14 protein-coding genes are annotated in these 13,151 nt (G+C 71.1%); 10 read left to right on the top strand and 4 right to left on the bottom strand.

Going from position 1 to position 13,151, the window contains the following annotated elements:
* The first annotated feature begins 40 nt into the window (after positions 1–40).
* The gene (locus OG331_RS45315) at positions 41–1,258 is read left to right on the top strand and encodes a saccharopine dehydrogenase family protein (RefSeq protein ID WP_406208485.1); all 1,218 of its coding nucleotides are present in this window, start codon (positions 41–43) and stop codon (positions 1,256–1,258) included.
* A 104-nt stretch (positions 1,259–1,362) separates the two neighbouring features.
* On the top strand, positions 1,363–1,596 hold the full coding sequence (locus tag OG331_RS45310) for a WhiB family transcriptional regulator (protein WP_406208482.1): 234 nt from the start codon (positions 1,363–1,365) through the stop codon (positions 1,594–1,596).
* 51 nt (positions 1,597–1,647) lie between these two features.
* On the opposite strand, the gene OG331_RS45305 is transcribed toward OG331_RS45310, so the two are convergent.
* Positions 1,648–2,400: a hypothetical protein gene (locus OG331_RS45305; protein ID WP_406208480.1), complete on the bottom strand. Its 753-nt coding sequence runs from the start codon at positions 2,398–2,400 to the stop codon at positions 1,648–1,650.
* 102 nt (positions 2,401–2,502) lie between these two features.
* On the opposite strand from OG331_RS45305, the gene OG331_RS45300 reads away from it, so the two are divergent.
* Positions 2,503–2,853 carry a DUF488 domain-containing protein gene (locus OG331_RS45300; protein ID WP_406208477.1) on the top strand — a complete coding sequence of 117 codons (351 nt, stop codon included), beginning with the start codon at positions 2,503–2,505 and terminating at the stop codon, positions 2,851–2,853.
* 22 nt (positions 2,854–2,875) lie between these two features.
* Here the strand turns inward: OG331_RS45300 and OG331_RS45295 are convergent, their stop codons facing one another.
* Positions 2,876–4,549 carry an FAD-binding dehydrogenase gene (locus OG331_RS45295; RefSeq protein ID WP_406208475.1) on the bottom strand — a complete coding sequence of 558 codons (1,674 nt, stop codon included), beginning with the start codon at positions 4,547–4,549 and terminating at the stop codon, positions 2,876–2,878.
* Positions 4,550–4,573: 24 nt separating this feature from the next.
* A complete protein-coding gene (locus OG331_RS45290; protein WP_406208472.1) occupies positions 4,574–5,200 on the bottom strand; it encodes a TetR/AcrR family transcriptional regulator in 627 nt (208 codons plus the stop codon).
* Positions 5,201–5,338: 138 nt separating this feature from the next.
* Here OG331_RS45290 and OG331_RS45285 point away from each other — a divergent pair, with 138 nt between their 5' ends.
* The 3 genes from OG331_RS45285 (at position 5,339) to OG331_RS45275 (ending at position 8,192) form a co-directional block, all read left to right on the top strand.
* Positions 5,339–5,968: an alpha-ketoglutarate-dependent dioxygenase AlkB gene (locus OG331_RS45285; RefSeq protein WP_406208470.1), complete on the top strand. Its 630-nt coding sequence runs from the start codon at positions 5,339–5,341 to the stop codon at positions 5,966–5,968.
* Positions 5,969–6,169: 201 nt separating this feature from the next.
* Positions 6,170–6,916: an MBL fold metallo-hydrolase gene (locus tag OG331_RS45280; protein ID WP_406208467.1), complete on the top strand. Its 747-nt coding sequence runs from the start codon at positions 6,170–6,172 to the stop codon at positions 6,914–6,916.
* Positions 6,917–6,956: 40 nt separating this feature from the next.
* Positions 6,957–8,192, top strand: a complete 1,236-nt coding sequence (locus OG331_RS45275; RefSeq protein WP_406208464.1) for a DUF4032 domain-containing protein — start codon at positions 6,957–6,959, stop codon at positions 8,190–8,192.
* Positions 8,193–8,237: 45 nt separating this feature from the next.
* Here OG331_RS45275 and OG331_RS45270 read toward each other — a convergent pair whose 3' ends face one another.
* Positions 8,238–9,110, bottom strand: a complete 873-nt coding sequence (locus OG331_RS45270) for a universal stress protein (protein ID WP_406208461.1) — start codon at positions 9,108–9,110, stop codon at positions 8,238–8,240.
* Positions 9,111–9,172: 62 nt separating this feature from the next.
* On the opposite strand from OG331_RS45270, the gene OG331_RS45265 reads away from it, so the two are divergent.
* The 4 genes from OG331_RS45265 (at position 9,173) to OG331_RS45250 (ending at position 13,123) form a co-directional block, all read left to right on the top strand.
* A complete protein-coding gene (locus tag OG331_RS45265; RefSeq protein WP_406208458.1) occupies positions 9,173–9,529 on the top strand; it encodes a VOC family protein in 357 nt (118 codons plus the stop codon).
* Positions 9,530–9,660: 131 nt separating this feature from the next.
* Positions 9,661–11,337: an FAD-dependent oxidoreductase gene (locus OG331_RS45260; protein WP_406208456.1), complete on the top strand. Its 1,677-nt coding sequence runs from the start codon at positions 9,661–9,663 to the stop codon at positions 11,335–11,337.
* Entirely contained in the window at positions 11,334–12,773 is a 1,440-nt protein-coding gene (locus tag OG331_RS45255; protein ID WP_406208453.1) for an ATP-binding protein, read from the top strand. The genes OG331_RS45260 and OG331_RS45255 overlap by 4 nt, the downstream gene beginning before the upstream one ends.
* Positions 12,770–13,123 (top strand): UBP-type zinc finger domain-containing protein, encoded by a 354-nt coding sequence (locus OG331_RS45250; protein ID WP_406208450.1) that lies wholly within the window; start codon positions 12,770–12,772, stop codon positions 13,121–13,123. The genes OG331_RS45255 and OG331_RS45250 overlap by 4 nt, the downstream gene beginning before the upstream one ends.
* Positions 13,124–13,151 lie beyond the last annotated feature (28 nt).

Below are 13,151 nucleotides of genomic sequence, written 5' to 3'. Positions count from 1 at the left end.
CCCACCACGTCGTAGGCCTTCAAGCCGAGGGAGTCTTGTCATGCGTGTACTGCTCGTGGGTGCCGGCGGTGTGGGTACCGCCATCACCCGGATCGCCGCCCGGCGTCCGTTCTTCGAGGCGATGGTGGTCGCCGACTACGACCTCGCGCGCGCCGAGGCGGCCGTGGCGGCCCTCGGCGGCGACGCCCGGTTCCGGCCGGAGCGCGTCGACGCGAACGACGAGGCGGCGGTGGCCGCACTGCTGGCGCGGCACGCGTGCGACGTGCTGCTCAACGCCACCGACCCGAGGTTCGTGATGCCTCTGTTCGGCGCCGCCCGCACCGCCGGGGCCACCTATGTCGACATGGCGATGTCACTGTCACGGCCGCACCCGGAGCGACCGTACGAGGAGTGCGGGGTGAAGCTGGGCGACGCCCAGTTCGAAGCGGCGGCCGACTGGGAGAAGGCGGGTGCGCTGGCCCTCGTCGGCATGGGCGTGGAGCCGGGCCTGTCGGATGTGTTCGCCCGGCACGCGGCCGACGAACTGTTCGACGAGATCGACGAGATCGGCGTCCGAGACGGCGCGAACCTCACCGTCGACGGCTATGACTTCGCGCCGTCCTTCAGCATCTGGACGACGATCGAGGAGTGCCTCAATCCGCCGGTCGTCTACGAGGACGGCCGCGGCTGGTTCACCACCGAACCGTTCAGCGAGCCCGAGGTGTTCGACTTCCCCGAGGGCATCGGCCCGGTGGAGTGCGTGAACGTGGAGCACGAGGAGGTGCTCCTGATGCCGCGCTGGGTCGACGCGCGCCGGGTGACCTTCAAGTACGGCCTGGGCGAGGAGTTCATCGGCACGCTGAAGACGCTGCACCTGCTGGGCCTGGACAGCACCGAGCCGGTGACCGTGCCGAGCGCCGCCGGGCCGGTGGCGGTCTCGCCCCGGGACGTCGTCGCGGCATGTCTGCCGGACCCGGCGACGCTGGGCGACCGGATGCACGGCAAGACCTGCGCGGGCACCTGGGTGCGGGGCGTCAAGGACGGCAAGCCGCGTGAGGTGTACCTCTACCACGTGGTCGACAACCAGTGGTCCATGGCGGAGTACGGCAGCCAGGCCGTGGTGTGGCAGACGGCCGTCAACCCGGTCGTCGCCCTCGAACTCCTCGCCACCGGCGCCTGGTCGGGCGCCGGCGTGCTGGGCCCGGAGGCCTTCCCGGCCCGTCCCTTCCTGGACCTGCTGACCGCGTACGGCTCCCCGTGGGGTATGCGCGAACAGTGACTGGATTCGCCGGTGTCCAACCGGGTTTCACTTGCGCATCGACAGGCGACTCGAAAACGAGTAATGCTCCACCGAGGGCACGTCGACGATCGCAGGTGACTTTGATGGACAACTGGCGAGACCACGCCGGCTGCCGCCATGAGGACCCGGACCTCTTCTTTCCGATCGGCACGTCCGGACCGACCCTGCTGCAGACGGAGCAAGCGAAGGCCGTATGCCGGCGCTGCTCCGTCCGGGAGGAGTGTCTGCGCTGGGCACTCGACACGGAGCAGTTCATCGGGATCTGGGGTGGCAAGAGCGAGGACGAGCGAAGGGCGTTGCGGCAGCGGGCCGGATGACCATGGATCGCGGAGCGGACACGCGGGGAACCCTGAGCCGTTCGGGGGACGTCAGCGGGCCAACGACTCGGCGTCGCCCATGACGATGACGGGATGCCGTTCGGGATCCAGCGCCAGCAGCAGCAGCCTCATGTGCTCCCGCGCGAGGCTGACGCAGGCCTGGGTGGGCGCTCCGTGGTCCACGTGGAGCCAGATACCGCCGCCGAGTTCGGTGCCGAGCGGGCGGGCCCGGTCGAGGGGCGACAAGCCGCTCCTGCGGTTGTAGTCGATGGCGATCACATAGTCGAAGGAACCGGCGAGGGGTTCGCCCTCGAAGCCGGTACCGCTGGCGGTGAATCCGTCACCGTAGTCGTACGACAGCCTGGTCCCGGGGTCATCGAGCAGCCCCCCGGCGTCCGTCAGGGTGAAGACCCCGATGGGTGAGCGCAGGTCGCCGGCGAGGTGGTGGTCGGTCCAGCCGCGCAACGCGTTGCGAGCGGGCCAGCTGCTGCCCGCCTTCCAGCCGGTGTCGGTGCGCTCGTACAGGACGACGGTGGAGTGTGAGGAGTCCCTGCCGCGTCCGGTCACGACGACGGCCTGCCGGGTCTCGGACGGCACCTTGGCCCAGGTCACCGGGCCCAGTCCGGGCAGCTTCCGTGCGGCCGCCTCGGCGGCGGCCTGGGCGGCGGCTTCGGCGGCGTGGGCGGGCCTGGGGGTGCGGGTGACAGCAGGCTCCTCATCCGGCGTCGCCGTGGCACCGGCGCCGCAGCCGGTCAGCAGCAGGGAGGCGACCAGCAGGGCGACACGGGACTTGTGCGTGATCATGCATCGACCTTGACCGACACTTGTAAGGAACTTGTAAGGATCCGTCGGATTCGACGGGTCGCCACGCGCATCCGAGCGCGGGCATCCGAGAAGGGGCCGGCCATGAGCGTTCGCATCCGTCGCGTCTACGAAGCACCCGAACCGGAGGACGGCGTGCGCGTCCTGGTCGACCGGCTGTGGCCGCGCGGCATGTCGAAGGACGCGGCCCGTGTCGACGAGTGGCCCAGGGGACTCACCCCGTCGACCGAGCTGCGCCGCTGGTATCACGCGGGTGAGGGGTCGTACGAGGAGTTCGCCGACCGTTACGAGGCGGAGCTGGCCGCTCCCGAGGCGGCCGGACTCCTCGACCGGGTCAGGGAGTTGGCGGGCAAGGGCTCGGTGACCCTGCTGACCTCGTCGAAGACTCCCGAGCAGAGCCACGCAGCCGTGCTGGCCCGTCTCCTCCAGGCGTGAGGAGACGGGCCGTACGCCGTCGTCAGGCCGTCTGCCGCGCCGCGGCCCGTCCTGCCGTGCGGCCCGAGAACAGGCAGCCGCCGAGGAACGTGCCCTCCAGGGCGTTGTAGCCGTGGACGCCGCCACCGCCGAAGCCGGCGACCTCGCCGGCCGCGTACAGACCATCGATCGGCGTCCCGTCGGTTCCGAGCGCACGGGAGTCGAGATCGGTCTGGATGCCGCCGAGGGTCTTGCGGGTCAGGATGTGCAGCTTGACGCCGATCAGCGGGCCGGCCGCGGGGTCGAGGATGCGGTGCGGGGTGGCGACGCGGCCGAGGCGGTCGCCGACGTAGCGGCGGGCGTTGCGGATGCCCTGCACCTGGGCGTCCTTGCTGTAGGGGTTCGCGATCTGCAGGTCACGGGCCTCTATCTGGCGCCGGATGCCCTCCGCGTCGAGCAGCGGCTTGTCCGTCAACTGGTTCATCTTCTCCACCAGTTGCTCCAGGTTGGGGGCGGTCACGAAGTCCGCGCCGTTGCGTACGAACGCCGCCACCGGCCCCGGGGCGCCCTTGCCGAGCACCCGCTCCTTCAGAAACCCGGCGCGGTCCTTCGCGGTGATGTCGGGGTTCTGCTCGGAGCCCGACAGCGCGAACTCCTTCTCGATGATCTTCTGGCTGAGGATGAACCAGGAGTGGTCGTGGCCGGCGATGTCCGCGTCGGTGCGCAGGTGCTTGAGGGTCCCCAGGGTGTCGTAGCCCGGCAGGCACGGGTCGGGCAGCCGGCGGCCGAGGGCGTCGAACCACATGGAGGACGGTCCGGGCAGGATGCGGATGCCGTGGCCGGGCCAGATCGGGTCCCAGTTCTGCAGACCCTCGGTGTAGTGCCACATCCGGTCGCGGTTGACCAGCCGTACGCCCGCCTCCGCGCTGATGTCGAGCATCCGGCCGTCGACGTAGGCGGGGACGCCGGTGACCATCTCGGTGGGCGGGGTGCCGAGCCGCTCGGGCCAGTAGCGGCGGACGATGTCGTGGTTGGCGCCGATGCCGCCGCTGGTGACGACGACGGCCTGGGCGGTCAGCTCGAACTCGCCGATCCGGTCACGGTTGGAGGCGACGCCCCGCGGAGCGTCGTCGTCGGCCAGGACGGTGCCGCGCACGCCGCTCACCGCGCCGTCCGCTATGACCAGTGCGTCGACCTGGTGCCGGTGGTAGAAGGTGAGCAGCCCGTCGCGCGCGGCCTGTTCGGCGTACCGGACGAAGGGCTCCACCACGCCGGTGCCGGTGCCCCAGGCGATGTGGAACCGGGGCACGGAGTTGCCGTGGCCGTCGGCGCGCAGGTCACCGCGCTCGGCCCAGCCGACCGTGGGCAGGAACTTGATGCCGTGCGTGTCGAGCCAGGTCCGCTTCTCACCGGCCGCGAACTCGACGTAGGCGCGCGCCCAGCGCACCGCCCACGAGTCCTCGTCGTCCACCCGGTCGAACTGCGCGCTGCCCTGCCAGTCGTTCCAGGCCAGGTCGAGGGAGTCCTTGATGCCCAGGCGCCGCTGCTCCGGGGTGTCGACGAGGAAGAGCCCTCCGAACGACCAGAAGGCCTGCCCGCCGAGGTTGGCGGCGTTCTCCTGGTCCACCAGCGCGACCCTGCGGCCCCGGCTGGTCAGTTCGCTCGCGGCGACCAGGCCCGCGAGTCCTGCTCCGACGACGATGACGTCGGCATCCATGGCGACCGTCCCTTCCTCATGTCCTCATGCGGTGGTGTCGCTGCCGTCGGTGAGCAGCGCGGTGAGCAGTTGCCCCAGCCAGACGCGGGCGTGCTCGACGTCCTTGTCCAGCAGCAGTTGGGTGGTGACTCCGTCGTAGGCGGCGACCACGGCGTGTGCGGCGCCGTCGATGTCGCCGAGTACGGCGGGCAGTGCGCTGCGCACCTGGGCGCGGGAGAGGCGGTCGGCGATCGCCCCGCGCAGGCGTGCGCGGTGTTCCAGCAGGGTCCGCGCGACGGCCGGGTCGCGGGCGGCGTGCACCAGGAAGTCCGTCTTCACCAGCAGCCAGTCGCGGTCCAGGAGCAGCACGTCCGTCACCCGGTCCACGGCGGCCGGCACGTCCAGGTCGGGCCCGTCGAGGGCGAGCGCCCCGGACACTTGCTCGGCGATCACGTCCGCGCGCTGCTGGTAGAGGGCGAAGAACAGCTCGTCCAGGCTGTCGAAGTTGGAGTAGAAGGCGCCCCTGCTGTAGCCGGCGGCCTCGCAGACCTCCTCGATGGAGACACGGCCGAATCCCTTGGCCGCGAACACCGCGAACGCGGCGTCGAGGAGATTGGCCCGCGTACGGACCCGGCGCCTGGTGACGCGCTTGGTCGTGCCCTCCACCGCCATGTCCGGACCTCCATTCGATACGGGAATGTATCCGATACATCAATGTATCCAAAGGGTCCGAGCAAGATCGAGAAAAGCGGGAGGGGTAACGAGGGAATCAATGGGAACAGACTTTCGATTCAGGGGTACGCTGGAACCATGGCCACGCACCTCCAGGGCTCCCTGTTCGACCAGACCGACGAGCTGCGGCTCGGGTCCCTCACCGGGATCCGCCGTACCCCGCTGGGCCACGGCGCCTGGATCGACATGCTGCCCGGCTGGCTCAGCGGGGCCGACGCCCTGTTCGAACACCTGGCGGCCGAGGTGCCCTGGCGTGCGGAGCGGCGCACGATGTACGACAACGTCGTCGACGTACCTCGTCTGCTCGCCTTCCACGGCGCCGACGACGCGCTCCCGCACCCTGTCCTGGTGGAGGCGCGCGACGCCCTGTCCGCGCACTACGCCGAGGAACTGGGCGAACCGTTCACCACGGCCGGGCTCTGCTACTACCGCGACGGCCGGGACAGTGTCGCCTGGCACGGGGACCGGATCGGGCGGGGCGCACGCGAGGACACGATGGTCGCGATCCTCTCGGTGGGCGCTCCACGGGATCTGCTGCTGCGCCCGGCGCGGGGCGGCGGCGAGACGGTGCGCCGGCCGCTGGGGCACGGCGACCTCATCGTGATGGGCGGGTCCTGCCAGCGGACCTGGGAACACTCCATACCGAAGACCACGCGCGCCGCGGGACCGCGCATCAGCATCCAGTTCCGCCCGCACGGCGTGCACTGAGGCGGAGAGGCGGCCGCTTCGGGTGCGCGCGGGGGCTGCCTCCGGTGGACGGTGCCGGAGGCAGCCCTCTCGCCGTTCATCGGCCGCAGGACGCGGCTGACGCGGTTCCTGTTCGGGATGCGTCCGGACCCGCCGAACGCGCTTACCGCCCGATCTGCTTTGCTGTGTCCGTCGAGCACGGACCTCACACGCGGGACGATCATGCGCGCAGATGTGCAGCAAGTCGCGGACGGCACCTATCTGGTGCACGGCAGCAACACCAACTGGGTGATCCTCAGCGAGGGGGACGCCGCCACGCTCATCGACACGGGCTACCCCGGGGACCGGCAGCAGCTCCTCGCCTCGCTTGCCGAGGTGGGAAGTTCACCGGAGGCCGTCAGCGCCGTACTGATCACGCACGCGCACACCGATCACCTGGGCAACGCCGAGTACCTGCGCGCCACGTACGGCACGCCCGTGTACCTCCACGAGGCCGAAGTGCCGCACGCACGCCGGGAGTTCCTGCACCAGGTCGACGTCGGAACGGTCCTCAGGAACGGCTGGCGCCCCGGTGTCCTGCCCTGGGCGGTCCACGCGATCCGCTCCGGCGGCACCGCACACGTCCCGGTCACCTCCCCCGAGCCGTTCCCGTCGGCCGGACCCCTCGACCTGCCCGGCCGGCCCGTCCCGGTGCACACACCCGGTCACACCGACGGGCACTGCGCCTACCACCTGCCCGACGCCGGTGTGGTGATCGCGGGCGACGCCCTGGTCAGCGGGCACCCCACCTCCCGGATCAAGGGGCCGCAGCTGCTGCCCGACATGTTCCACCGCGAGCGGGCCCGCGCCGTGGCCTCGCTGGACGTACTCGAAGGCCTCAAGGGGGATGTGCTGCTGCCCGGGCACGGCCCCGTGCACCGTGGAGCGGTGCGGGAAGCCGCTCTTCAGGCCCGGGAGCGCGCGCTCTAAGGTGGGCTGACGATCACGGCTAGGCGAGGACGAACGCCCCATGGCACTGCAGATCAGCGCGACGAACCCGGAGCACCCCGGGCTTTTGCTGGAACTGCCCTGGCAGCTGCCGCTGGAGGAGTGGCCGGACGAGGTCCTGGTCCCGCTGCCGCGCGGTATATCCCGGCACGTCGTGCGCTACGCCCGCGCCGGCAACGAGGTGATCGCCGTCAAGGAGCTCGCCGAGCGCCCGGCACTGCGCGAGTACGAACTCCTGCGCGACCTGGACCGCATCGGCATCCCGGCCGTCGACCCGCTCGCCGTGGTCACCGGCCGCACCGACGCCGACGGCGGCTCCCTGGAGTCGGTGCTGGTGACCCGGCACCTGGGCGGCTCGATGCCGTACCGCTCGATGTTCGAGACGACGATGCGGCCCGCGACCATGCACCGCCTGATGGACGCGCTGGCCGTACTGCTGGTCCGTCTTCACCTCGCCGGATTCGCCTGGGGCGACTGCTCGCTGTCCAACACGCTGTTCCGGCGGGACGCGGGCGCCTACGCCGCTTATCTGGTGGATGCCGAGACGGGCGACCTGCACCCGCGGCTCAGCAACGGCCAGCGCGACTACGACCTGGATCTCGCCCGGGTCAACATCAGCGGTGAACTGCTGGACCTGGAGGCGTCCGGGGCGTTGCACCCCTCGGTGGATCCGATCGAGTTCGGCACCGAGATCTGCGCGCGCTACCAGAGCCTGTGGGAGGAGCTGACCCGCACGTCGGTGTACCCGGCGGGCAAGTACCACTACATCGAGCGGCGAATACGGCGGCTGAACGACCTCGGTTTCGACGTGGCCGAGATGCAGATCGAGCACGCCGCCAACGGCGACACGGTCACCTTCGTGCCCAAGGTCGTCGACGCCGGCCACCACCAGCGGCAACTGCTGCGCCTGACGGGCCTGGACACCGAGGAGAACCAGGCCCGGCGTCTCCTGAACGACCTGGAGAGCTGGATGGCCACCCAGGACGACTACGCCCCGGGCGACCCCCTCGGCGCCCGCCCCGAGGTCCTCGCGCACCGCTGGGTGCGGGACGTCTTCCGCCCCACCGTGCGGGCCGTGCCGCTGGAGCTGCGCGGCTCCATGGACTCGGCAGAGATCTACCACGAGCTGCTCGAACACCGCTGGTACCTGTCCGAGCGGGCGCAGCACGACATCGCCCTGGACATGGTGGTCGAGGACTACATCACGAACATCCTGCCCAAGGCCCGGGAGACGCTGCAGCCGACGACGTCCGACTGAGGTCCGGCTGAGGTCCGACTGAGGTCCGGCTGAGGTCCGGCTGACTCAGTCGTGCGGCACCACGGCCACCGGGCAGTCCGCGAGGTGCAGCATGCCGTGCGCCACCGAGCCGATCCGGGCGCCCACGGCCGTGCGGTGGGCACGGCGCCCCACGACCATCAGCTGGGCCCGCCCGGAGACCGACAGCAGCACCTGCCCGCCGCTGCCCATCTCCACGTGCTCGACGACAGCGACGTCGGGGAACCGCTCCCGCCACGGCCGCAGCGCCTCGCCCAGGGCCTTCTTCTCGTACGGCTCCAGTCCCCCGGCCTCGTCGAGCAGCTTCAGGGAGCCCGGGCTGTAGGCGAACAGCGGCGGCAGGGTCCAGGCCCGCACGGCGCGCACGGTCGCGCCACGCGCCGCGGCCGTCTCGAACGCGAACCGCAGCACGGCGGCGCTGTCCTCGGGGTCGCCCTGCTGACCCACGACGATCTCGCGCCCGGCGGCTTCAGCGGACGGCTCGTCCCCGGCCCGTACCCGCACGACGGGCCGCGTGGCCCCGGCGATCGCCTGCTGCCCGACGGAGCCCAGCAGGAACCCGACGACACGGCCGTGGCCGCGCGAGCCCAGCACCAGTATCTCGGCCTCGCCCGCGGCGGCGATGAGCGTCTCGGCGGGCGGGCCCTGGACGATGTCGGTGGTCACGTCCAGGCCCGGGTGCCGCTCGGTCACCGTGCGGGCCGCCTCGGCCAGTCCCTCGCGCGCCCACTGTGCGTGGGTGTCCTCGTCCCCGGTGTCGATCGCGTCGTGCGGCTGGAACCGCCAGGCGTGCACCACCCGCAGGGGGAGCCCCCGGCGGACGGCTTCGCGGGCGGCCCAGGCCAGCCCGGCGAGGCTCTCCTCCGATCCGTCCACCCCTGCCGTGATCGGGCGCGTCATTCCGGCTGCCTCCTCGTGTCGCGGTCACGTCCGTCGAGCCCAGTCTTCACTACGCTGCGCCCATGGCTTTGGAGTGGGAGCAGGTGAACGTGGACGCGGCCGACGCCGTGGCCCTCGGCCGCTGGTGGGCCGAGGCTCTCGGCTGGGTCGTGCTCAACGACTCGGCCGACGAGTTCGAGATCCGGCCCGAGCGGGACCGGCTGCCCGGCCTGATCTTCGGGCCCGTCCCCGAGGGCAAGACCGTCAAGAACCGCCTCCACCTCGACTTCCGCCCCGACGACCAGGACGCGGAGGTCGCCCGCCTCCTCGCCCTCGGCGCGCGCCACGCGGACGTCGGGCAGAGCGGCGACGAGCCGTGGGTCACGCTGGCGGATCCCGAGGGCAACGAGTTCTGCGTGCTCGGCCCACGACGCACCTGAGCGCGGTCGGCGCCCGCATACCTGAGCGAAGCGGGCGGATCGAACATACGATGGCCGGAAGTCGGCTCGGCGACCGCGCCTCCTGACGCTCGCCGCCGCGCCGTGAACGCGAAGCCCGGGGTGGGAGACGTATGGCACAGGCGTCCGACGCAGCGCGGACCGTCATCCTGACCGTGGACGACGACCCGGGAGTGTCCCGGGCGGTCGCCCGCGATCTGCGGCGGCGCTACGGCGAGTCGCACCGGATCGTGCGCGCGGAGTCCGGCGAGTCCGCGCTGCAGGCGCTGCGCGAACTGAAGCTGCGCGGCGATCTCGTGGCCGTGATCCTGGCCGACTACCGCATGCCCCAGATGAACGGCATCGAGTTCCTCGAACAGGCCCTGGACGTCTACCCCGGCGCCCGCCGCGTGCTGCTGACCGCGTACGCGGACACGAGCGCGGCGATCGACGCGATCAACGTCGTCGATCTCGATCACTACCTGCTCAAGCCGTGGGATCCGCCCGAGGAGAAGCTCTACCCGGTCCTGGACGACCTGCTGGAGGCCTGGCGGCGCAGCGACTACCGCCCGGTGCCCAGCACCAAGGTGGTCGGCCACCGCTGGTCGGCGCGCTCCTCGGAGGTACGGGAGTTCCTGGCCCGCAACCAGGTGCCGTACCGCTGGTACTCCGCCGACGAGCCCGAGGGCAAGCGGCTGCTGGCCGCCGCAGAGCAGGACGGGCAGCGGCTGCCCCTGGTCATCACGCCGGACGGGACGCCCCTGGTGGCGCCCGAGGCACCCGAGCTGGCCTCGAAGGTGGGGCTGGCCACGATGCCGACGGCCGACTTCTACGACCTCGTCGTCATCGGCGGCGGCCCGGCCGGGCTGGGCGCGGCCGTGTACGGGGCGTCCGAGGGGCTGCGGACCGTGCTGGTGGAGCGGTCGGCGACGGGCGGGCAGGCCGGGCAGAGCTCCCGAATCGAGAACTACCTCGGCTTCCCGGACGGCGTGTCGGGGGCGCAGCTCACCGACCGGGCCCGGCGGCAGGCGGCGAGGTTCGGCGCCGAGATCCTCACCGCGCGCGAGGTGACGGGGCTGGAGGTCAGCGGGGCCGCCCGGATCGTACGGTTCTCGGACGGCTCGGCGGTCGCCGCGCACAGCGTGATCCTGGCGACGGGCGTGTCGTACCGGCAGCTGGCGGCGCCCGGCTGCGACGACCTGACCGGGCGCGGGCTGTACTACGGGTCGGCGCTCACGGAGGCGCCCGCCTGCCAGGGCCAGGACGTGTACATCGTCGGCGGCGCCAACTCCGCGGGGCAGGCGGCGATGTACCTGGCGCGGGGCGCCAAATCGGTGACGCTGCTGGTCCGCGGCGAGTCCCTGTCGGCGTCCATGTCGCACTACCTGGTCCAGCAGATCGAAGAGGCACCGAACATCTCGGTGCGCCCCCGGACCGTCGTCGAGTCCGCGCACGGCTCCGACCATCTGGAGCAGCTGACGCTGCGCGACGCGGACAGCGGGCGCACCGAACTGGTTGATGCCCAGTGGATGTTCGTGTTCATCGGCGCGGCCCCGCTGACCGACTGGCTGGACGAGACGGTGCTGCGGGACCAACGCGGGTTCATCCTCGCCGGGCCCGACCTGGCCTCCGACGGGCGGCCGCCGGCCGGCTGGGAGCTGGACCGGCCGCCGTACCACCTGGAGACCAACGTGCCCGGCGTGTTCGTGGCGGGCGACGCGCGCTCGGAGTCCGCCAAGCGCGTCGCGTCCGCCGTCGGGGAGGGAGCCATGGCCGTCATGCTCGTCCACCGCTATCTGGAGCAGTCATGAGCGGGCAGTCGATGCCGTGCAACGCCCAGGAGATCGGGTCCCTGTTCCTGTTCGAGAAGCTCACCCCCGAGCAGCTCGGCAGGCTGTGCGACGAGGGGCGGGTGGAGCAGTACGAGCCCGGCCCCGTGTACACCGAGGGTGACCCCTCGACCTGCTTCTACGTGATGATCGAGGGCACGGTCGTGCTGTCCCGCCGGGTCGCCGGGGACGACGTGGAGGTGACGCGGACCTCGCAGCGCGGGGTGTACGCGGGGTCCATGCAGGCGTATCTGGGTGACCGGGTGCGGCAGGTCTACAACAACTCCATGCGCGTCACGGAGCCGACGCGGTTCTTCGTGCTGCCCGCGGACACCTTCGCGGAGATCATGCAGGAGTGGTTCCCGATGGCGGTGCATCTGCTGGAGGGGCTCTTCTTCGGTTCGAAGAGCACGCAGCAGGCCATCGGGCAGCGCGAACGGCTGCTGGCGCTCGGCTCGTTGTCCGCCGGGCTCACGCACGAGCTCAACAACCCCGCGGCGGCGGCCGTACGGGCGACCGCCACGTTGCGCGAACGCGTGGGCAAGATGCGGCACAAGCTCGCCATCATCGCTCAGGGTTCGTACTCCCCCGAGGTCATCGCCAACCTCATCGAGATCCAGGAACGCACCGCCGAGCGGGTCGCCAAGGCCCCCACGCTGAGTCCGCTGGAGGCCGCCGACCGGGAGGACGCGCTCACCGACTGGCTCGACGACCAGGGCATCCAGGACGGCTGGCGGATCGCGCCCACCTTCGTCCAGGCCGGCCTCGACGTGGACTGGCTGGACCAGGTCGCGACGGCGGTCGACGAGGAGATCCTGCCGAGCGCGATCGGATGGCTCAACTACACCGTCGAGACCGAGCTGCTGATGGACGAGATCAACGACTCGACCACCCGCATCTCGCATCTCGTCGACGCCGCCAAGCAGTACTCACAGCTCGACCGCGCGCCCTTCCAGAACGCCGACGTGCACGAACTCCTCGACAGCACCCTGCTGATGCTGTCGGGCAAGATCGGCCCGCAGATCAAGGTCGTCAAGGAGTACGACCGTTCGCTCCCGAGGGTCCCGGCGTACCCGGCGGAGCTCAACCAGGTGTGGACGAACCTCATCGACAACGCCGTCTCGGCCATCAACAGCGCGGGCGGCGAAGGGACGTTGACGGTGCGGACGGCTCCGGATCACGACCGGCTGCTGGTGGAGTTCCGTGACACGGGCGTCGGCATCCCGGCGGAGAACCGGGGGCGCATCTTCGATCCGTTCTTCACGACGAAGCCCGTGGGTGAGGGCACCGGGCTCGGGCTCGACATCTCCTGGCGGATCGTGACCAACAAGCATCACGGCACGATCCAGGTGCAGTCCGAACCGGGCGACACCCGCTTCCAGGTCCTGCTTCCACTCACGTCCGAGGAGGCTTCATGAACGACGTCAAGGGCATCGATCCGAACGTGCCGCCGAGCGGCAGTGGGTGCCCGGAGTGCGACGAGGCCGGCGGGTGGTGGTTCCATCTGCGGCGGTGTGCGCAGTGCGGGCATGTGGGGTGCTGTGACAGTTCGCCCGCGAAGCATGCGACGGCGCATTTCCGGGATACCGGACACCCTTTCGTGCAGAGCTTCGAGCCGGGTGAGAGCTGGTACTGGAACTACGGCACGAACGAGATGTACGAGTCGGGGCCCGAGCTCGCGGCACCGGACAGCCATCCGGCCGAGCAGCCCACCCCGGGGCCCGCGGGGCGGGTCCCTGCCGATTGGGCGAACACGTTGCGCGCCTGAGGGCCACGAGCTCTGTCAGAGGTGAGTG

This window comes from Streptomyces sp. NBC_01017 (assembly GCF_045162795.1).
GTDB classification, from domain to species: domain Bacteria; phylum Actinomycetota; class Actinomycetes; order Streptomycetales; family Streptomycetaceae; genus Streptomyces; species Streptomyces machairae.
The sequence above is the reverse complement of the archived record's forward strand: the minus strand, read 5'-3'. Positions and strand labels throughout refer to the sequence as shown.